Origin of the sequence: Methylobacterium sp. 1973 (assembly GCF_040545035.1) — a bacterium.
Classification (GTDB): Bacteria; Pseudomonadota; Alphaproteobacteria; order Rhizobiales; family Beijerinckiaceae; genus Methylobacterium; species Methylobacterium fujisawaense.
This window is the reverse complement of the sequence record NZ_JBEPLA010000006.1, coordinates 173,562-194,098: the sequence shown is the minus strand read 5'-3', so window position 1 is coordinate 194,098 and position 20,537 is coordinate 173,562. Positions and strand designations below refer to the sequence as shown.

Sequence of the window (20,537 nt, the reverse complement as noted above, 5' to 3'; positions counted from 1 at the left end):
CCGCCCCTGCATCATTCCCGTGACAATCCGCGGGTCGCGGTGACAGTCCAGACACCAAGCGGACCGGAATCGGCGCGCGGACAGCGGTCGCGATAGGCGGCGCGCACCATCCCTTCACGCGTCTGGGATCTGATCGCCGGGATCCCGGACCTCCTCCGGGCGCCGGCACTCCACGTCACGGGCGAATTTGCGTGCGCACAATCCTGTTGATCTGCATGCTCGGCTTTCTCGGCGTCACGGCCGTCCTGAAGGTGCGCGACGGCATGCGGGCGGCGCCGGTCGCGCTCGCCGTCGCACCGCCGCCGGAGCCGGATCTCGCAGACCGTGCCGCCGCCGGTGTGGCCCTCCAGGCTGGCCGCAACGGCCACTTCTTCGTCAACGCTCTGCTGGACGGCCGTTCACTGCCGATGATGGTGGATACCGGGGCGAGCGCCTGCGCGTTCTCCGAGGAGGATGCCGCGCGGATCGGGATCCAAGTCGCTGCGTCCGACTTCACGCGCGTCTGGAACACCGCGAACGGGACGGTTCGCGTGGCGCCGATCCGGATCGCGATCGTGCAGATCGGATCGATCACGGTGCGAGACGTCGATGCGGTCGTGATCCCGCGCGGGCTCCTGTCCACCAGCCTGCTGGGCATGTCATTCCTCAGACGCCTGCGCGATTTCGGCGTCTCCGGCAGCACGATGACTTTGAGGGGCTGAAACGCCCGAACGCCCATGCCGATCTCTGGGGTCGCGGTGCGCCAACGGCGGCTGGCGCGGCCCGTCTCCCCGGGATCGGCTGCGGGACCAGGTCGATCACGCGGCCGATCCTGTGCGGAAAATATTCGGTGCGCAGGCCACGGACGGCCCGATGATGGATGGTCCCCGACCGGTTGAATAATTCAATCTTTCTCGGTTAATTTATAGATCTTAGTGTATTTTGTTTGAATATTTCTGAGTTTGACCCCGATAAAGCTGCAAATACGCCGATCAATCAGAATTGTCATGGAGCAATCGGTCGTTTTGTCAATGCGCTGATGTGGTGCTAGTAGCCGTGATGACTGCGCGTTCGAGGCGTGAGTGCATGACGGGGCGGCTTCAGGATGAAGAATCGCGAATCCACGATCTGCTTATCGATGATCGTGAAGAACGAAGCCCACGTGATCCGTCGGTGCATCGACTCTGTTCGTCCGATCATCGATCATTGGATCATCGTTGACACTGGATCGACGGATGGAACACAGGATATTGTCCGTGCCGCGCTCGCGGACATACCGGGGGCCCTGGTCGAGCGCCCCTGGGTCGATTTTGCCTTCAATCGGAACGAGGCCCTGAAACTCGCGCGGCGTCACGCGCAGTACGCTCTGATCATCGATGCGGATGATGAGCTGGTCATCCCGGCCGACTTCACGATGCCGAAGTTGCATGCGCCCGGCTATCGGTTCGAGATCATCGACGAGCAGACGCGATACTGGCGCACCCAGTTGGTCAGATGCCGGGAAAACTGGCGCTACCGGGGCGTCCTGCACGAATTTCTCAGCTGCCCCGGCGTCTCCGAGACACCGGTCCTTCCCCTCGCGATGCGCCGGGGTGATGACGGCGCCCGTCACCGCGACACCACGGCGGACGCGCGGGATATCGCCGTTCTCAAGAAGGCGTTGGCGGTCGAGACCGATCCCCACATGATCGCCCGATACACGATGTACCTCGGGACAACGTATAATGCTGCTGGAGAATACAGGAAAGCTCTCGAATGCTTTCTGAAACGAGCAGAGCTGGGCGGATGGGACGAGGAGGTCTATTACAATCTGCTGATGGCCGCCGTGAACGCGGAGCGCCTCGATGAGCCGGAGGACAGGGTGTTGCAGCTCTACGAGCGCGCGACCTCCGTCCGCCCCGCGCGGGCGGAAGCGCGCCACGGGGCCAGTCGGTTCTGCCGGTTGAGGAAGCGGTTCGCGGACGGATATCGATACGCGGAGGCGGGCCTGGCACTCGAACTTCCGAGCGAGGGGATTTCCCTGAATCCGTGGGTCTACGAATACGGCATACTCGAAGAGTTCGCCATCAACGCGTACCATATCGGCCAGTACAGCGCGTGCGGACATGCCTGCCTGAAGATCCTCGAACGGAGGCATGTCCCGAAGGAGGTGGCCATACATGCCGGCGCCTTGGCCCGGGCGGTGATGGCGAGGATGATCGACCCGGTCTGGGGTTGCCGACACAACCCCTACACTCTGCCGTTCGCGCCGAAGTGGTGAGTCCGAGCGGCGCACGGATCGGCTGCGGGCCAGGGTTCACGGCGGACGGGTGGGACGGCTTCCTGACGCCGAGAGGCGATCGAGGACGCGATCGGAGAGGGGCTCAGCTGGATTTGCGCGGGCGCAGGAACTTTGGCCGGAAGACCGCCATCGGCTCGTCGAACCCGTTGAGCCGGTGCTCGCCCAGCGGGATCGGATCCCCCCAGAGGAAGTCCACGAAGGGCTTGGACATCAGCAGCGGCTCGCCGAGGGTGCGATTCAGCTGCGCGATGCGGCTCGCGAGGTTCACGTCGCGGCCGATCACCGTGAAGTCGAGGCGGGAGCCGGACCCGACATTGCCGTAGGCGGCCTCGCCGTGGTGGAGTGCGATGCCCGCGGCCACCGGTACCGGGAACTGGTGCAGGGCGTTCGCTTCGTCGAGGGCCGCCAGGGCGTGCTGGGCCGCCGTGAGCGCACCCTTGGCCGCGCCGCCGAGGTCGTCACCGGACTCCCGGAAGATCGCCAGCAGACCGTCGCCAAGATACTTCAGGACCTCGCCGCCCTCCCGCTCGATCGGCGGCACGAGGCAGTCGAAGAACACGTTGAGCAGGCCGACGGCCTCCTCGGGCGTCATGTCGGCGGAGGTCCGGGTGTAGTCGCGCATATCGGCGAACAGGATCGCCGAGCGGATCCGCGTCACCTGTCCGCGGCGGATGTCGCCGGCCAGGATCGCCCGGTGCGGCTCGTCGCCGACATAGAGCCGCAGGACGTGGTCGAGCTGCTTGTTGAGGACGCGCATCTCCATCACGGCCGCCAGCGCCGGCATGACGAAGCGCAGGATCGCGATGTCGTCGTCCCGGAACCCCTCAGGGGCCCGCGTGGCGAAGGTGATGCCGTTCTGGGTGCCGTTCGTGAAGAACAACGGCGCCACCACGTAGTGGGTGTAGCCGCCGGCCTTCAGGTCCGGAACGATCGCGTAGGCGTCGTCCGGCGTCTTGGACAGGTCGAGGATCAGCCAGTCGCCGGTGGCGTGGACCGTATGGAACGGGCTGTTGAGATAGGCGTCCGTCGAGCGGGCGCCGTGCGGGAACAGCCGCACGGTGGTGCCGCCGTCCCGGGTCCAGATCCGGCCAACGCCGGCATATTCCGAATGCAGGGTGTCGATGGCCGTCGATGCCCGGTCCACCGGTACGCCGACGGCGATCAGACGCTCTGCGAGCCCGGTGAGCATCTCCTCGGCGTTGGGCATCCGCGCCCCCTCGCCGAGCAGCCAGTCGCGGATGCCGACGGAGGGCTGGAGCGCGCCGAAGGGTACGTCGTCGGCCTCCGATCCGTCCGCGAAGGCCGTCGGGGATCCGGGCGGTGGCGGGCGGCGTTCGAGCATGGCGCCAGAGTGGATGCCGCGCAGCGCCGAAGCAACGCGGTCGATGGGAAAGCGCCGCGTAATCCGCGGCGTGGGCTCAGTTGTCCAGGAAGCTCCTGAGCTTCCGGCTGCGCGACGGGTGCTTCAGCTTGCGCAGTGCCTTGGCCTCGATCTGACGGATGCGCTCGCGGGTCACCGAGAATTGCTGGCCGACCTCCTCGAGGGTGTGATCGGTGTTCATCCCGATGCCGAAGCGCATGCGCAGCACACGCTCCTCGCGGGGCGTGAGCGAGGCGAGCACCCGGGTCGTGGTCTCGCGCAGATTCGACTGGATCGCCGCGTCGATCGGCAGGACGACGTTCTTGTCCTCGATGAAGTCGCCGAGGTGGCTGTCCTCCTCGTCGCCGATGGGCGTCTCGAGGGAGATCGGCTCCTTGGCGATCTTCAGGACCTTGCGGACCTTCTCCAGCGGCATGGCCAGCTTTTCGGCCAGCTCTTCCGGGGTCGGCTCGCGGCCGATCTCGTGCAGCATCTGGCGCGAGGTCCGGACGATCTTGTTGATCGTCTCGATCATGTGCACCGGGATGCGGATCGTGCGGGCCTGATCGGCGATCGACCGGGTGATCGCCTGCCGGATCCACCACGTGGCATAGGTCGAGAACTTGTAGCCGCGCCGGTACTCGAACTTGTCCACGGCCTTCATCAGGCCGATGTTGCCCTCCTGGATCAGGTCCAGGAACTGCAGGCCGCGGTTCGTGTACTTCTTGGCGATGGAGATCACGAGGCGCAGGTTCGCCTCGATCATCTCCTTCTTGGCCTGCCGGGCTTCGCGCTCGCCCTTCTGGACCATGTTGACGATCCGGCGGTACTCGCCGATCTCCAAGCCCGTCTCGGAGGCGAGATCGAGGATCTGCGCGCGCAGCTCCGCCACCTGCTTCGAGCCGCGCTCGACCAGGTTCTTCCAGCCCTTGCCGCCCAGCGTGCCGACGCGCTCCATCCAGTTCGGATCGAGTTCGTAACCCTGATAGTGGCGCAGGAACTCGTCGCGGGCCACGCCGTGGCTCTCGGCGAAGCGCATCAGCCGGCCCTCGTGGCCGATCAGCTGCTTGTTGATCGAGTAGAGCTGACCGACCAGCGCCTCGATGCGGTTGTTGTTGAGCGACAGGGACTTCACGTCGGCGACGACGATGTCCTTCAGCTCGGCCTGCTTCTGATTCTGGGCCGGGGTGTTCTGCTCCCCCGCCGCCTTGCGCTCGGTGCCCTCGATCTGGAACTTGCGCAGCTTGCGGTAGTTCGCGGCGATCGCGTCGAAGGTCTCGAGGACCCGCGGCTTGATCTCGGCTTCCATGGCGGCCAGCGAGACGTTGTTCTCGAGGTCGTCCTCGTCGTCGCCGCCCTCCGGGGGCGCCGGCGGCTCGCCGTCCTCGGATCCTTCCTCGCCTTCGCCGAGCTGCGGCGCGTTCTTGCCGTCCGGCCCCGCGTAGGTCGCCTCGAGATCGATGATGTCGCGCAGGAGGACCTTGCCCTCCACGAGTTCGTCCCGCCAGATGATGATCGCCTGGAAGGTCAGCGGGCTCTCGCAGAGCCCCGCGATCATCGCCTCGCGCCCGGCCTCGATGCGCTTGGCGATGGCGATCTCGCCCTCGCGGGACAGGAGCTCCACCGAGCCCATCTCGCGCAGGTACATCCGCACCGGATCGTCGGTCCGGTCGGTCGGCTCCTTGGTGGTCGTGGCGACGGTGACGGCGCGCGCCGGCGCGACCTCGGCGACCTCGCCGCCTTCGGCCTCCTCTTCCTCGCCTTCGGCGGCCTTCTCGCCGGCCGCCTCGTCGGTCTCCTCGGCCTCGACGACGTTGATGCCCATCTCGGAGAGCTGCGACAGCACGTCCTCGAGCTGGTCCGGATCGGACTGGCCCTCGGGCAGAACCTCGTTGACCTCCTCGTAGGTCACGTAGCCGCGCTTCTTGGCGAGCTTCACCATCCGCTTGACCGAAGCATCCGTCAGGTCGAGGAGCGGCCCGTCGGTCTGCTGCTCGGGGGCAGCGTCCGTCTCGTCCCGTTCCGTTGCCTTCGTCGCCATGATCAGCCTATTGTTTCGCACGCGGCGCGTTGCGGAGGCCCCGATGGGGCCGCTCCACGCCGTCGGCGCCGCTGTATGAGATCGGCGCCGGATTGCTCCAGTCGCCTTGAGTCGTCGGTTTCCGTATGCAAGCCTGAGGCTTGACCGATTGTTAACTATGGCGAGACTCCGCCCGCCGCCACCGCCATGACACAGGGATCACGCGGCCGTCGAGTCGCTCGACACCGGTGCGTCGGCCTCCGCCTCGGCGGCGATGACGGTTTCCAGCCTCGCCTTCACTTCGCAGAGCCATGCCCATCCGGCATCGGTCGGATCGTCTTCAAACGCCTGCCGTGCTTCGCGAAGTTCGCTATGTAGCGCTCCTGCCTGCCGGTGCAAGATCATCGCCTGTCTCAGGGCGTCTGCGCGGTGTGCGGGATCGGCGTGCGGGGCCAGGGTCGTGCGGTCCCGAGAGCGGGCCAGGGCGAGGATTCTGTCAGCAGCCGCAGCAAGTCCGGCGCGATTGATGCGATTCTGCAACACTTCCGGCACCGGATGCTCGTCCTCGGCGGCGCAGGCCAGGAGGACAGATAGAATCCCTCGCGCATCCGGATCCTCGAAATCGAGATCGGCGGTCTCTTCGCCGAACTCCGCGATCATCTCGGGATGGGCGAGCAGGGTGCCCACGATGACCGCCTCGCGCACCGAAGCGGCGCCCGTGAAGCCTGCCGAGGCCGTCATGGAGGGGCTCGGACTCCCGGTGATGCGCGGCGAAACGGGCTCGCCGGGCCGGGTGAAACGCGGGCGTCCGCGCGGAGCCCCGCCGGCGGCGGCTCGCGCGCTGCGGGGTGACAGGCTCCGCAGGCGCTCTTCGATATCGTCGCGGTAATAGCGCCGCACGGTCTCGTCGCGGATCGTCGCGACGGTGGTGCGCAGGGTCTGCGTCAGGCCGGCGCGCCGCTCGGGCGTGTCGACCGGCCCCGCTTCGAGGGCGCGCCGCCACAGCAGCTCGGAGAGCGGCAACGCCGCCGTCAGCACCTGATCGATGGCCGCCGGGCCGCCCGACCGCAGCAGGTCGTCGGGATCCTGGCCGCCGGGCAGCAGCGCGATTCGGAGCGAGCGGCCGGGCGCGAGGAGCGGGAGCGCGATGTCGAGAGCCCGGAAGGCCGCCCGCTGGCCGGCCTTGTCGCCGTCGAAGCAGAGAATCGGCTCGTCGGCGTGGCGCCAGAGCAGGCCGAGCTGATCCTCCGTCAGCGCGGTGCCGAGGGGCGCCACGGTCTCGGGATGGCCGGCGAGCGTCATGGCGATGACGTCGACGTAGCCCTCGACCGCGATGATCGACCCGCGCTCGTGCGCGGCCTTCCGCGCGCCGTGGAGGTTGTAGAGCGTGCGGCCCTTGTGGAAGAGCGGCGTCTCGGGGGAATTCAGGTACTTGGCGCGCACCTCCTTGGCGAGGGCCCGCCCGCCGAAGGCCACGACCCGGCCGCGTGTGTCGGTGATCGGGAACATCACCCGGTCGCGGAAATAATCGTACGGGACCGAGACGCCCTCCCCGGCCGCGATGAGGCCGAGTTCGACCATCAGCGCCTTGTCGACCCCCTGCCCGGCGAGGTGGTCGCGCAGGGCGTAGCGATCGTTCGGCGCGTAGCCGAGGCGGAAGGCTCGCTGCGTCTCGTCCTTGAGCCCGCGGCGTTCGAGATACGCGCGGGCCTCGCTGCCCTGCCCCGCCCGAAGCCGGTCCTCGAACCAGTGCGCGGCCATCTCCATGACCTCGATCGCCCCGGCGCGCTTGCGTTCGCTGGCGCGGTTGTCCTCGGTGGGGACCGGCAGGCTGACGCCGGCCTCGCCCGCCAGCCGCTCGACCGCCTCGGGGAAGCTGAGACCCTCCGTCTCCATGAGGAAGGTGAAGATGTCGCCGTGCTTGGAGGACGAGAAGCAGTGATAGAACTGCTTCTGGTCGTTCACGTAGAAGGACGGCGTCTTCTCGGCGTTGAACGGCGACAGGCCGCGCCATTCGCGGCCGGCCTTCTTCAACTGCACGCGGCGGCCGACCACCGACGAGGCCGGCAGCCGGGAACGGATCTCTTCCAGGATGTGGGGCGGATAGCGCACGGGGCCTGGGATGGGTTGCGTGAACCCGTACCTATAGCGCGTGAGGCGTAACGGAGTCCCTCACGCGCTCGAAATCCGGTGGAGGATTGCGGGGAGAGGCTCAGCCCTTCGCGGCCAGCGCCGCCTTCACCAGACCGCTCGCCTTGCCGAAATCCATCCGGCCCGCGAAGGTCCCCTTCAGGGCGCCGATCACCTTGCCCATGTCCTTGGGCCCGGCCGCGCCGGTCTCGACGATCGCCGCCTCGACGGCCGCCTTCATCTCGCCCTCGTCCATCTGCTTCGGCAGGAAGCTCTCGATGATGGCGATCTCGGCGCGCTCGTTGGCGGCGAGTTCCGGGCGGCCGCCCTGCTCGTAGACCGACGCCGATTCGGTGCGCTGCTTGATCATCTTCTGGAGCAGCGACAGGATCTCCTCGTCGGAGGCCGGCTCCTTGCCGAGACCCCGCGCCTCGATATCCTTGTCCTTGAGGGCGGCCTGGATCATGCGGACGGTGGCGAGCCTTTCCTTGTCGCCGGCCTTCATGGCCTCCTTCATCTCGGTGGTGAAGCGCGCGCGCAGCATCTCGGTGAACCTTCCAACGGTCGAAGCGGGGGACTGGCCTGCGGTTTGCGGGTGTTGAGCCCTGCGGGCGCCGGGACCACATTGACCCCATCGCGGGCCGCTCGCTAAGAGCGCCGCACACGATCATGCTGCAAGCCGAGAGCGTCGCAACCCGGTGCCCGCCTTCGGCCGGACATAAGCGAGACTCAGCCCATGCTGCAAGACGCCGCCGCGCATGCCCCCGAGACTCGGGCGCCCGAGCCCTGGGCCGAGCCCGTCGCGACAGCTCTGCTGGTGCTCGCTGACGGCACCATCCTGGAGGGCTTCGGCATCGGTCAGACCGGCGTGGCCGACGGCGAGGTCTGCTTCAACACCGCGATGACCGGCTACCAGGAGATCCTGACGGATCCCTCCTATGCCGGCCAGATCGTCACCTTTACCTTCCCGCATATCGGCAATGTCGGCACTAACGACGAGGATCTGGAGAGCCTGGAGGCGGCGCCGGCCTCGGGCGTGCGCGGCACGGTGATCGCCTCGGCGGTGACGAAGCCGTCGAACTGGCGCTCGTCGTCGCATCTCGACGGCTGGCTCAAGGCCCGCGGCATCGTCGGCATCACCGGCGTCGACACCCGGGCGCTCACCGCCCGGATCCGCGACCAGGGCATGCCGAACGCGGTGATCGCCAACGATCCCGAGGGCAAGTTCGACCGCGAGGCCCTGAAGGCCCGGGCGGCGGCCCTCGCCCCCATGGAAGGGCTCGACCTCGTGCCGCCGGTGACCAGCCGTGCACCGTCTGAATGGTCGGAGACCGTGTGGGCGCTCGGCAACGGCTACGGCAAGCGCGCGCCCGGCGAGGGCCTCAAGGTCGTGGCCATCGACTACGGCGTGAAGCGCAACATCCTGCGCCTCCTCGCCCAGGCCGGCTGCGATGTCACCGTGGTTCCGGCCACCACCGCGGCGGAGGAGATTCTGGCGCTGAAGCCGGACGGCGTGTTCCTGTCGAACGGCCCCGGCGACCCGGCGGCGACCGGCGCCTATGCGGTCCCGGTGATTCGCAAGCTCCTGGACGCGAAGGTGCCGACCTTCGGCATCTGTCTCGGCCACCAGCTCATGGGCCTCGCCCTCGGCGGCCGGACCGTGAAGATGGGCCAGGGCCACCACGGCGCGAACCATCCGGTGAAGGACAAGACCACCGGCAAGGTCGAGATCGTCTCGATGAACCACGGCTTCGCGGTGGATCCGAACAGCCTGCCGGAGACAGCCGTCGAGACGCATGTGTCGCTGTTCGACGGCTCGAATTGCGGCCTGACGCTCACCGACCGCCCGGCCTTCTCGGTGCAGCACCACCCGGAGGCCTCCCCGGGCCCGCGCGACAGCCACTACCTGTTCGAGCGTTTCGTGACGCTGATGCGCTCCGGCACGCCGGAAACCGCCAAGGGCGCCTGAGACCGGATCCGAGCCCGCGTTGCTCCCGCGGCCCGATCCCAATCGGGCCGCGGCGGGGCCATAAAATCCGCCAGATCGGGCAGCTTAAGAGAGCCCACGACGGCCCCTGAACGGCGGCGCATCCGCGCCCCGCGCATTCGGCCCGTCGCAGGGGATTGCCGGATGACCATCGACGAGGCGCGCGACGATTTCTCCCGCCTGCATCGCAGTTTCACGTTCCACCTTGGCGTCGCCGTGGGTCTGTCCTGGCTGACCGCCGTCTATGCCGCCTTCTACGCCCCCTGGGTGCGCAACATCCGAGCCCTCATCGATCCGACGGGCGGGCTCGACCGCGTCGAGAGCACGGTGTCCTACCTGTTCGCCTTGCCGGCGGTCCTCGCCCTCGCCTGGGTTTCTCTCTACTTCGGCCGCGAGGCGCTGCGCCGCGCGCAGACGCTCTCGAACGTCGCCGTCGAGTTCGCGGCCGCCGCCGTGGTGGCCTTCGGGGTTTTCTATCTCTCGATCGACCGGGCCGTCGCGGCGCTTCACGCCGGCCTCTGAGTCGGGACGGGGCGGCCTGGCGCCACCCCGTTTGCCTACTCGACCTTCGCAAACAGCGGTTCGAAGCGCTTGGCGGCCAGCTTGTTCTGCGGGACCGCCTTGGCCGCCTCCAGATTGTCGGGCTTGTCGCCGACCTGGACCAGGCCGACCATGCCCATGATGTAGTGCGGCGAGCACTTGATGCCGTAGAGGCCGGGCTTGTCGAAGGTCACGGTCTCCTCCTTGCCGACCACCGTCTTGAACGGCGCTGCCCCCTCGGGTGCCATGCCTTTGATCAGCTCGGCATTGTGCCCCTTGTCGGCCGGCACGAACCGCACCGTGTCGCCGGGCTGGATTTTCACGTAGGCCGGATCGAAGACCATCATCCCGCCCGGACCGCTGTTCAGGGTCTTGATGGCGACTTCCGAGGCGTTCGCCCCCAGGATCGATCCGATCAGAAGCATTGCGGAAATAGGGGCTGGCCAGAGCATCTTCGGTCTCGACTCGTTGTGGTATCGATCGACGGATCGGCCGATCGATCGAGGCCTACAAATCGCTCCAAAACCCAGCAAGAAATCTTCCCGCGCGGGCGTTCATTTATAAGAGCTCCAATTCGGCCGACCGGCGTCGCATCCATGCGTCGAACGCACCGTGAGGATGCGCGGTTGTCCCGGCCTTCCAATGCGCCCGTGGCCCGTGTAAACGCGGGGCTCAACGACAATCCCGCCACGCGCGTCCGGGAGCAGGGCTGAAGTCAGCCCTGCCCGATCGGGCGCGCTTGGCCCGACAAGGCCGCAGATGCCCAAACGCACCGACATCTCCTCGATCCTGATCATCGGTGCGGGTCCGATCATCATCGGACAGGCCTGCGAGTTCGATTACTCCGGCACCCAGGCCTGCAAGGCGCTGCGCGAAGAGGGCTACCGGATCGTCCTGGTGAACTCGAACCCCGCGACCATCATGACCGATCCGGACATGGCGGACGCGACCTATGTCGAGCCGATCACCCCCGAGATCGTCGCCAAGATCATCGAGAAGGAGCGCCCCGACGCGATCCTCCCGACGATGGGCGGCCAGACGGCGCTGAACTGCGCCCTGTCGCTCCAGAAGATGGGCGTGCTGGCGAAGTACGGCGTGCAGATGATCGGCGCCACCGCGGAGGCGATCGACAAGGCCGAGGACAGGAGCCTGTTCCGCGACGCCATGACCAAGATCGGGCTCGACACCCCGAAATCGGCGCTGGCCAACGCCTCAACGGCCAAGAAGGCCGACCGGCAGGCCTACCTCGCCGAGATCGCCCGCATCGAAGCCGCCAACGCGGAGCCGGAGGCGCGGCAGAAGGCGCTGGCCGCCTTCGAGAAGAGCTGGGCCGCGGGCGAGACCGACCGGCGCAAGCGCTACGGCGAGCATGCGATCGGGCAGGCGCTGATGGCGCTGGCCGAGGTCGGACTGCCGGCGATCATCCGCCCGTCCTTCACCATGGGCGGCACCGGCGGCGGCATCGCGTACAACCGCGAGGAATTCCTCGACATCGTCGAGCGCGGCATCGACGCGTCTCCGACCAACGAGGTGCTCATCGAGGAGAGCGTGCTCGGCTGGAAGGAGTACGAGATGGAGGTCGTTCGAGATAAGAACGACAACTGCATCATCGTCTGCTCCATCGAGAACATCGACCCGATGGGCGTCCATACCGGCGATTCGATCACCGTCGCCCCGGCGCTGACGCTCACCGACAAGGAATACCAAGTGATGCGCGACGCATCGCTGGCGGTGCTCCGCGAGATCGGTGTCGAGACCGGCGGCTCCAACGTGCAGTTCGCGATCAACCCCGAGAACGGGCGCATGATCGTGATCGAGATGAACCCGCGGGTGTCGCGCTCCTCGGCGCTGGCCTCGAAGGCCACCGGCTTCCCGATCGCCAAGGTCGCCGCCAAGCTCGCGGTCGGCTACACGCTCGACGAGATCGCCAACGACATCACCGGCGGCGCGACCCCGGCCTCGTTCGAGCCGACGATCGACTACGTCGTCACCAAGATCCCGCGCTTCGCCTTCGAGAAGTTCCCGGGCGCCGAGCCGACGCTGACCACCGCCATGAAGTCGGTGGGCGAGGCCATGGCGATCGGCCGCTGCTTCGCCGAATCGCTCCAGAAGGCCCTGCGCTCCCTGGAGACGGGGCTGACCGGCCTCGACGACATCGAGATCGAGGGCCTCGGCAAGGGCGACGACCATAACGCCATCAAGGCGGCGATCGGCACGCCGACCCCGGACCGGCTGCTCAAGGTCGCGCAGGCCCTGCGGCTGGGTGTCAGCCACGAGCAGGTCTATGCCTCGTGCAAGATCGATCCGTGGTTCCTGGAGCAGCTGCAGGCGATCATCGACCTGGAGAACCGGGTGAAGGCGCATGGCCTGCCGAAGACCCCCGGCGCCTTCCGCCAGCTCAAAGCCGCCGGTTTCTCGGATGCGCGCCTCGCCGTCCTCGCCAAGACCGACGAGGCCGCGGTCAGCGCGGCGCGGCGTGCGCTGTCCGTGCGCCCGGTCTTCAAGCGCATCGACACCTGCGCGGCCGAGTTCAAGTCGCCCACCGCCTACATGTACTCCACCTACGTGGCGCCCTTCGCGGGCGCGGTGGTGGACGAGGCGCAACCCTCGGACCGCAAGAAGGTCGTGATCCTCGGCGGCGGCCCGAACCGGATCGGCCAGGGCATCGAGTTCGACTATTGCTGCTGCCACGCCTGCTACGCGCTGTCGGAGGTGGGCTACGAGACCATCATGGTCAACTGCAACCCGGAGACGGTCTCCACCGACTACGACACGTCGGACCGGCTCTATTTCGAGCCGCTCACCGCCGAGGACGTGCTGGAGATCATCGAGACCGAGAAGCAGGCCGGCACGCTGCACGGCGTCATCGTGCAGTTCGGCGGCCAGACCCCGCTGAAGCTCGCCCGGGCCCTTGAGGCCGCCGGGGTGCCGATCCTCGGCACCTCGCCCGACGCCATCGACCTCGCGGAGGACCGCGACCAGTTCAAGCGGCTGCTGGACAAGCTCGGGATGAAGCAGCCGAAGAACGGCATCGCCTATTCGGTGGAGCAGAGCCGGCTCGTGGCGGCCGATCTCGGCCTGCCCTTCGTGGTGCGCCCGAGCTACGTGCTGGGCGGCCGCGCCATGGCGATCATCCGCGACGAGACGCAGTTCGCCGACTACCTCCTCGATACCCTGCCGAGCCTGATCCCCTCCGAGGTCAAGGCCCGGTACCCGAACGACAAGACCGGCCAGATCAACACGGTGCTGGGCAAGAACCCGCTCCTGTTCGACCGCTACCTGTCGGATGCGGTCGAGGTCGATGTCGACGCGGTCTGCGACGGCAAGGACGTGTTCATCGCCGGTATCATGGAGCACATCGAGGAGGCCGGCATCCATTCCGGCGACTCGGCCTGCTCCCTGCCGCCGCGCTCTCTCTCGCCCGAGATCATGGACGAGCTGGAGCGGCAGACCAAGGCGATGGCGCTGGCGCTCAACGTCGTCGGCCTGATGAATGTGCAGTACGCCATCAAGGACGGCGTCATCTACGTGCTGGAGGTGAATCCGCGCGCCTCGCGCACCGTACCGTTCGTCGCCAAGGTCATCGGCGAGCCGATCGCCAAGATCGCGGCCCGGCTCATGGCGGGCGAGGCGCTGTCCACCTTCGGCCTGAAGCCGAAGACCCTGCCGCACATCGCCGTCAAGGAAGCGGTCTTCCCGTTCGCCCGCTTCCCCGGCGTCGACGTGCTCCTCGGTCCGGAGATGCGCTCCACCGGCGAGGTGATCGGGCTCGATACCAGCTTCGGCGTGGCCTTCGCCAAGAGCCAGCTCGGTTCGGGCACGCAGGTCCCGAAGGCGGGCGCCGTGTTCGTCTCGGTGCGGGATGCCGACAAGGCCCGCATCCTGCCGACCATGAAGCTCCTGTCCGATCTCGGCTTCACCATCCTGGCCACGGGCGGCACGCAGCGCTATCTGGTCGAGAACGGCGTTCCGGCCGAGCGGATCAACAAGGTCCTCGAAGGCCGGCCGCACGTGGTCGACGCGATCAAGAACGGCGGCATCCACCTCGTGCTGAACACCACCGAGGGGGCCGGCGCCCTCTCGGACTCGCGCTCGCTCCGGCGTGCGGCCCTCTTGCATAAGGTGCCGTATTACACCACTCTAGCCGGCGCGATGGCCGCGGCCGAGGGGATCAAGGCCTATCTAGAAGGCGATCTCAAGGTCCGCGCGTTGCAGGAATACTTCGCGGCCTGAACCTGAGGGTTCCGCTGACTTTATCTCGTGGCCCGGAGAGAGTGCTCCACTCTCGGCCGGGCCTCTTCATTGTGGCGCGAGACGATGACGATAGACAAGGTTCCGATCACGGTGCGCGGCTTCGCAGCCCTCGAAGAGGAGCTGAAGCACCGGCAGCAGGTGGAGCGTCAGCGCATCATCCAGGCGATCGCCGAGGCCCGTGCCCTGGGCGACCTGTCGGAAAATGCCGAATATCACGCCGCCAAGGAGGCGCAGTCCCATAACGAGGGACGCGTGATGGAGCTGGAGAGCATGATCGCGCGGGCCGAGATCATCGACGTCACCAAGCTCTCGGGCAACAAGATCAAGTTCGGCGCCACCGTGAAGCTCGTCGACGAGGACACGGAAGAGGAGAAGACCTACCAGATCGTCGGCGAGCCGGAAGCCGACGTGCGTTCCGGGCGCGTGTCGATCACGTCTCCGATCGCCCGCGCCCTGATCGGCAAGGGCGTCGGCGACACCGTCGAAGTCACCACCCCCGGTGGCGGCAAGTCCTACGAGGTCGTCGCCGTCCAGTACGGCGGCTGAGGCATGCGCCCGCGTTCCTGGGGCTGGCTTGCCGGCCTGATTCTCGGTGTCGTCGCGGGATCCGCGGCGGCAGGCGATTTTCCCGCCACCGCCGTCTTCTCCGACATCCGGGTCGATGTGCGGCCGCTCGTGGACAAGGGCGCAGGCCTGCAGGCCGAGGCGCTGGCTTCCGATCTCACATCGGCCCTGCGGAAGAATTTCGCCGGTCGCATCGGCGGCCGCGGGCCGCGCCTCGTCGTGGTCGTCACCAGTCTGTCGCTGCGCCCCTATGTCGGCAGTGGCGACCGGCCCGGCTTCGGCAGCAATTTCCAGACCGACTACATGGAAGGCGAAGCCCTGCTGGTCGGGCCCAAGGGCCAAGTGCTGGGACGCTATCCGCAGATGACCGCGACGCCGTCCAGCTACGGGGGCGCGTGGTACGATCCGCAATTCGAGCAACGCCGGCTGGCCGCGATCGCCGACATTTATGCCCAGTGGCTCGCCCGCGACCTGCCGCGGGATTAGAGAAGGGCCGTCCGCCCCGGCCCGCGGCGTAGGGCGTTTCCGGTGAGGAGCATGGCAAGCATCGACGTGACGGAGTCGCAGACCGCGCCGCTCAGCCGCTTGGACTCGCGGCCCGGGCGCCTGCCCGAACTCGCCCGCGCCCGCGCCTGGATCGTCACCGACGGCAAGGCCGGCGACGAGAACCAGTGCGTCGGCATCGCCGAGACTCTGGGGCTCGCCTTCGAGACCCGTAAGGTGCCCGCCTCCGGACCGTTCGGGTGGATGGCACCGTGGGGGCCGATCGACCCCCGCGAGGGCCCGCGCCGGCGCGCCGGCGCCCTGTCGGGCCCCTACCCCGACATCCTGATCGCGTCCGGGCGCCGGTCCGTGCCCTACCTGCGGGCGGTGCGCCGCGCCACGGGTGGCCGGACCTTCACGGCCTTCCTGAAGGATCCGCGGATGGGCGCGGACAGCGCCGACTTCATCTGGGTGCCGGATTACGACGACCTGCGCGGCCCGAACGTCTTCACGACCCTCACGGCTCCGCATCTCGTCACGGCCGCGCGACTGGCCGCCGCCCGGGCCCGCCCGGATCCGCGCCTTGCGCGCCTCGACGGTCCGCGGGTGGCGGTCCTGGTCGGCGGCGACAGCCGGCATCTGAGCTACCGCAAGACCGACATGATCCGTCTCGTGGAGGATCTGCGCGGGCTGGCGGCGCAGGGCTGCCGGCTCATGGTGACGATTTCCCGCCGGACGCCCAACCCGCTCCGCGAAGCCGTGAAGGCCCTTGCGGCAGAGACCGGCGGCTTCCTCTGGGACGGGTCCGGCGACAATCCCTACGTCGCCATGCTGGCGCTCGCCGAGGCGATCGTGGTCACCTCCGACTCGGCCAACATGGTCAGCGAAGCGGTGGCGACCGGCGCGCCGGTCCTGCTGTTCGATCTGCCGCGCACCTATATTCGGCATCGGCGGATGTTCGCCGGGCTTGCCATCGCCGGAGCGCTGCGGCCGTTCACCGGTCAGTTGGCGGAGCTGACGTACAAGCCGATCGACGCGACGCCGGTGATCGCTCAGGCGCTCGCCGACGTCTATGCCGCACGACGCGCGGCCGGACCGGCCTGAGGAGGCCGAAACAGATGGCCCACACGTACGCCAAACGCGTGATCGTCGGCTCCGGGCACGCCGCCGGCACGGTGGGCTTCTGTGCCGCCCGGGCCGACATGAAGCCCATCCCCGCGCCGCCCAGTCAGCCGGCCACGGCGATCAGCGACGGGTCTTTGCCCATGCGCCACGGTGGCTTCCGGAGCGAGACGCCCGGCACCGCCGGGACCGAGACCCCGAACGTGCTCGTGACGATCTCCGAACCGCTGGCGTCCCGGATGTATGTGAATCCTAACACCTGCCCGGCGAACGACGACCGTCCGCGGCCCGTGCTTGAAGCTGCGGCGTAGAGCACATTCAAGACATCTCCGCTCCCTCGCTACGTCCAGGCTCGCCATGACCACTCACAAGACGAAGGTCCTCATCATCGGGGCCGGACCGGCCGGCTACACCGCGGGCATCTATGCCGCCCGGGCCAACATGAAGCCCATCCTCGTGACGGGCATCCAGCCGGGCGGTCAGCTGACGATCACCACGGACGTGGAGAATTATCCGGGCTTCGCGACCGCCGTTCAGGGGCCCGACCTGATGGAGCAGATGCGCCTGCAGGCCGAGCACGTCGGGACCCGGATCCTCTCCGACACCATCGTGTCGGTCGACTTGTCTCAGCGCCCCTTCGTGGCCCAGGGGGATGGCGGCGACACCTACGTCGCCGATACCCTGATCGCCGCCACGGGCGCCCAGGCCCGCTGGCTCGGCCTGCCCTCCGAGATCGAGTTCAACGGGGCAGGCGTGTCGGCCTGCGCGACGTGTGACGGGTTCTTCTATCGCGGCAAGGAGGTCGTCGTGATCGGCGGCGGCAACACCGCCGTCGAGGAAGCCCTGTACCTCGCCAACCTGGCCTCGAAGGTCACCGTCATCCACAGGCGCGACCGCTTCAGGGCGGAGCCGATCCTGCAGGATCGGCTGTTCGCCCATCCGAAGATCTCGGTCATCTGGAACCACGTGGTCGAGGAGGTCCTCGGCCGAAGGGAGCCGGTGAAGGCCGTCACCGGCGTGCGGTTGCGCGACACCGGCAGCGGCGCAACGCGGGACGTGCCTGCCGACGGCCTTTTCGTCGCCATCGGTCACGACCCGGCGACGAAGCTCTTCGCTGGCCAACTCGAACTGCTGGAGGGCGGCTACATCAAGATCGTGCCGGGCACGACGCGGACCAGCGTCGAGGGCGTCTACGCCGCCGGCGATTGCGCCGAGTTCGTCTACCGGCAGGCGGTGGTCGCCGCCGGCATGGGCTGCATGGCGGCACTCGAGGCGGAGAAATTCCTCGCCGAGCACTCCCCCGACCCGAAGGTCAGGACCGAGGAGTTACAGGAGCCGGAGATGATCGGCGCCTACGACTAGGCGAGCGGACGCGCGCCCTGCATCCAGCGCCGCACTGACGTGGCGGCGCCGGGCTTCGACGCGCTGGAGGTCACGACCCTGGCGCGCGCATGGCCCGGCGGCCCCATCCTCTGGCTCTTGCCCCAGGGTACCAGCCCGTCCTTTCTTGCCTGAAGCGGCCTCAAAACGCTCCTCGGCACCGCGCAAGCCGACCTTTACGGCTCGAAGCGTTCCCGGAACGGCGTGCCTCGCCTCCACGACACCGACAGGTCCCCGAGGACCGAACTTGGCCGGAGGCGGTCAGTCCGCTTCGGCCGTCGGGTGTGGGTAAGCGGACGTTCTGCGGGCGTCGGAAGAAGGTCTCGAAGCGATCCGAGGCCGCTCGCCCAGATCGCCAACCTGGAGATCCGCAATGCGGACGCGGTGCTCGAGACCGACATCCGCGTGCCGGGTGAAGTCCCCGACGGCAAGCCTCCGCCGGACATCCACGCGCCGATCGTCCCCGAACGCACCGCGATCGAGGCGAAACGTCCGCCAGCTATTGCATAGCTACCGCCCGCGCTGGGGCAGAGAACGCGACAGCCGATCCCTTCAAAAATGATACTAAACATCTAAATTGAACATGGTCGCGGCGCACTGAGGATCCGGGGATGCCGAGAGTTTCGCAGGAGCAGGCCAAGCTTAACCGCCAGCGTGTGGTCGAGGTCGCGGCGACCCTGTTTCGTGAGCGGGGGCTCCATGGCGTCGGCGTCGCCGACATCATGGGTGCCGCGGGGCTCACCCATGGCGGCTTCTATGGCCAATTCGCCAACAAGGACGCGCTGGCGGCTGAAGCCTTCGAGACCGCGCTGACCGACAATGGGCGGGGACAGTTGGACAGCCTCGTGTCCAACTATCTGTCGATCGCCCATGTGCGCGCCCCCGGGATGGGCTGTCCCGTCGCTGCGCTCGCCAACGACGTCGCACGGGAAGCCCCGGACAGCCCGGTCCGATCCCGCTTCACGCGAGGCGTGCGCGGGATGGTGGACCTGATGGCGGCCCTCGTGCCCAAGACGCCGAAACAGAAGAGGCGGCAGCGTGCGCTGTCCTCGCTCGCGACGCTGGTCGGTGCCGTCGTCCTGGCCCGCGCGGTCGACGATGAAGCGCTGGCCGAGGAGATACTCGGAGCGGCTCGCGCCTCGCTGGGTGCCGAAGCGCCCGAACGCGATACGCCGGCGGGACCCTCCAACAGCGGATAGGGGCACGCCTCCGCGGCGACAGGGCACGCTTTCCCCTTGCCATTATAAATTATGATCATAATTTATATGGGGAGCGGTTGCGATGCAGGCCGCGTCGGTAGGAGACCACCGTGCAGCAGAGCGAAACCAGGATCGCGGTCGTGACAGGGGCCGCTTCGGGTATCGGCCTCGAGACAGCGAGAGCTTTGAAGGCCGCGGGCTACCGGGTGTTCGGCACCAGTCGAACGGTGGACCGTGTCGTGGAAGGCGGCATCACGATGCTGCCCTGCGACATCACCTGGGACGCTTCGGTCGCGGGTGCTGTCGAGGCGATCTTCGCCCGGACGGGGCGGATCGATGTGCTGGTCAACAACGCCGGCTTCGGCATCAGCGGCGGCGCGGAGGAATCCACCACCGCGCAGGCTCAGGCCCTGTTCGACGTCAATCTGTTCGGCGCCATCCGCATGACCCGCGCGGTCCTGCCCCTGATGCGGGCAAGCGGTGGCGGTCGCATCGTCAACATCAGCTCGGCCTTCGGGCTCGTCCCGGCCCCGTACATGGCGCTCTACGCCGCGAGCAAGCATGCGCTCGAAGGCTATTCCGAATCCCTCGACCACGAGGTCAGGACCCAGGGCATCCGGGTCGTCCTCGTCGAGCCCGCCTATACCCGCACGGCCTTCGACCGGAACCTCGTCACGCCGGATGCGCCGCTCGCCGTCTACGACGCCGCGCGCGCCGGCCAGGAGCGGCTGATGCGCGACGTCATGGTGGTTGCCGACGCGCCGGGGATCGTGGCCGAGAGGGTCGTGACGGCGGCGACCGTGGCGGTACCGAAGAGCCGGTACACCGCCGGCAAGATGGCCCGGCGGGTCAGCCTGCTGCGTCGTTTCGTGCCCGCTAGCGCCTTCGATAAAAGCTTCCGCAAGCAGATGCGGCTCCCGCAATGACAGGGAGAGCACCTCCGCTCGGACGGCAGCGCGCGGTGCCGCCGGACAGAGCGCGCGAGACGGCGTTCTTCGCCGCCGGCATGGGCTGACGGGCGGCGTTGGAGACCGAGACTTCTCTCGCCAGCCGCACGATCGGCGAGAGCCCGGTCCAGGCCGGCGCAGCGGAATGCCGGCGGCACCGGCCGCGGCGCTTCGCCCGCAGCGCCCACCATTTCAACAACTTCCCGCCTTCACCGCTTGCGTCGCATCATGCGCTGTGTGCATAGGAGTGCTGACTGCGCCGGGATGCACCGATTGCATGCCCGCGCGGTG

18 protein-coding genes are annotated in these 20,537 nt (G+C 67.8%); 13 read left to right on the top strand and 5 right to left on the bottom strand.

Annotated elements, in window-relative coordinates; translation table 11 throughout:
- Window positions 1-191: 191 nt before the first annotated feature.
- Both ABIC70_RS13960 and ABIC70_RS13955 read left to right on the top strand, forming a co-directional pair.
- Window positions 192-701 carry a TIGR02281 family clan AA aspartic protease gene (locus tag ABIC70_RS13960; RefSeq protein WP_354439938.1) on the top strand — a complete coding sequence of 170 codons (510 nt, stop codon included), beginning with the start codon at window positions 192-194 and terminating at the stop codon, window positions 699-701.
- A gap of 416 nt (window positions 702-1,117) precedes the next feature.
- Window positions 1,118-2,239, top strand: a complete 1,122-nt coding sequence (locus ABIC70_RS13955) for a glycosyltransferase (RefSeq protein WP_354439937.1) — start codon at window positions 1,118-1,120, stop codon at window positions 2,237-2,239.
- Window positions 2,240-2,342: 103 nt separating this feature from the next.
- On the opposite strand, the gene ABIC70_RS13950 is transcribed toward ABIC70_RS13955, so the two are convergent.
- The 4 genes from ABIC70_RS13950 to ABIC70_RS13935 form a co-directional block, all read right to left on the bottom strand.
- Window positions 2,343-3,602 (bottom strand): adenylate/guanylate cyclase domain-containing protein, encoded by a 1,260-nt coding sequence (locus ABIC70_RS13950; protein ID WP_075379617.1) that lies wholly within the window; start codon window positions 3,600-3,602, stop codon window positions 2,343-2,345.
- Window positions 3,603-3,678: 76 nt separating this feature from the next.
- A complete protein-coding gene (gene rpoD / locus ABIC70_RS13945) occupies window positions 3,679-5,661 on the bottom strand; it encodes an RNA polymerase sigma factor RpoD (protein ID WP_043356038.1) in 1,983 nt (660 codons plus the stop codon).
- 198 nt (window positions 5,662-5,859) lie between these two features.
- Window positions 5,860-7,752, bottom strand: a complete 1,893-nt coding sequence (gene dnaG / locus ABIC70_RS13940) for a DNA primase (protein ID WP_354439936.1) — start codon at window positions 7,750-7,752, stop codon at window positions 5,860-5,862.
- Between the two features lie 100 nt (window positions 7,753-7,852).
- A complete protein-coding gene (locus tag ABIC70_RS13935) occupies window positions 7,853-8,314 on the bottom strand; it encodes a GatB/YqeY domain-containing protein (RefSeq protein ID WP_354439935.1) in 462 nt (153 codons plus the stop codon).
- Between the two features lie 192 nt (window positions 8,315-8,506).
- Between ABIC70_RS13935 and carA the strand changes: the two genes are divergently transcribed.
- Window positions 8,507-9,739: a glutamine-hydrolyzing carbamoyl-phosphate synthase small subunit gene (carA, locus tag ABIC70_RS13930; protein WP_043383260.1), complete on the top strand. Its 1,233-nt coding sequence runs from the start codon at window positions 8,507-8,509 to the stop codon at window positions 9,737-9,739.
- Window positions 9,740-9,901: 162 nt separating this feature from the next.
- Window positions 9,902-10,279, top strand: coding sequence for a hypothetical protein (locus tag ABIC70_RS13925; protein WP_043356030.1), 378 nt, complete (start codon window positions 9,902-9,904; stop codon window positions 10,277-10,279).
- A gap of 35 nt (window positions 10,280-10,314) precedes the next feature.
- Here ABIC70_RS13925 and ABIC70_RS13920 read toward each other — a convergent pair whose 3' ends face one another.
- The gene (locus ABIC70_RS13920; protein ID WP_236952857.1) at window positions 10,315-10,722 is read right to left on the bottom strand and encodes a pseudoazurin; all 408 of its coding nucleotides are present in this window, start codon (window positions 10,720-10,722) and stop codon (window positions 10,315-10,317) included.
- 334 nt (window positions 10,723-11,056) lie between these two features.
- On the opposite strand from ABIC70_RS13920, the gene carB reads away from it, so the two are divergent.
- From carB to ABIC70_RS13875, 9 genes are all read left to right on the top strand, one after another.
- Window positions 11,057-14,530 (top strand): carbamoyl-phosphate synthase large subunit, encoded by a 3,474-nt coding sequence (carB, locus tag ABIC70_RS13915; protein WP_043356025.1) that lies wholly within the window; start codon window positions 11,057-11,059, stop codon window positions 14,528-14,530.
- Window positions 14,531-14,620: 90 nt separating this feature from the next.
- Window positions 14,621-15,097 (top strand): transcription elongation factor GreA, encoded by a 477-nt coding sequence (greA, locus tag ABIC70_RS13910; protein ID WP_170861838.1) that lies wholly within the window; start codon window positions 14,621-14,623, stop codon window positions 15,095-15,097.
- A gap of 3 nt (window positions 15,098-15,100) precedes the next feature.
- Entirely contained in the window at window positions 15,101-15,601 is a 501-nt protein-coding gene (locus tag ABIC70_RS13905; RefSeq protein WP_043356024.1) for a hypothetical protein, read from the top strand.
- Window positions 15,602-15,652: 51 nt separating this feature from the next.
- Entirely contained in the window at window positions 15,653-16,702 is a 1,050-nt protein-coding gene (locus ABIC70_RS13900; protein WP_043356021.1) for a mitochondrial fission ELM1 family protein, read from the top strand.
- Between the two features lie 14 nt (window positions 16,703-16,716).
- Window positions 16,717-17,031, top strand: a complete 315-nt coding sequence (locus ABIC70_RS13895; RefSeq protein WP_354439934.1) for a hypothetical protein — start codon at window positions 16,717-16,719, stop codon at window positions 17,029-17,031.
- A 46-nt stretch (window positions 17,032-17,077) separates the two neighbouring features.
- A complete protein-coding gene (gene trxB / locus ABIC70_RS13890) occupies window positions 17,078-18,082 on the top strand; it encodes a thioredoxin-disulfide reductase (protein WP_354439933.1) in 1,005 nt (334 codons plus the stop codon).
- Between the two features lie 402 nt (window positions 18,083-18,484).
- Window positions 18,485-18,610, top strand: a complete 126-nt coding sequence (locus tag ABIC70_RS13885) for a hypothetical protein (RefSeq protein ID WP_257787397.1) — start codon at window positions 18,485-18,487, stop codon at window positions 18,608-18,610.
- A gap of 101 nt (window positions 18,611-18,711) precedes the next feature.
- Complete coding sequence (locus ABIC70_RS13880; RefSeq protein ID WP_053610013.1) at window positions 18,712-19,299, top strand: TetR/AcrR family transcriptional regulator; 588 nt, start codon at window positions 18,712-18,714, stop codon at window positions 19,297-19,299.
- 110 nt (window positions 19,300-19,409) lie between these two features.
- Window positions 19,410-20,225: an oxidoreductase gene (locus ABIC70_RS13875; protein WP_354439932.1), complete on the top strand. Its 816-nt coding sequence runs from the start codon at window positions 19,410-19,412 to the stop codon at window positions 20,223-20,225.
- The last annotated feature ends 312 nt before the right edge of the window (window positions 20,226-20,537 follow it).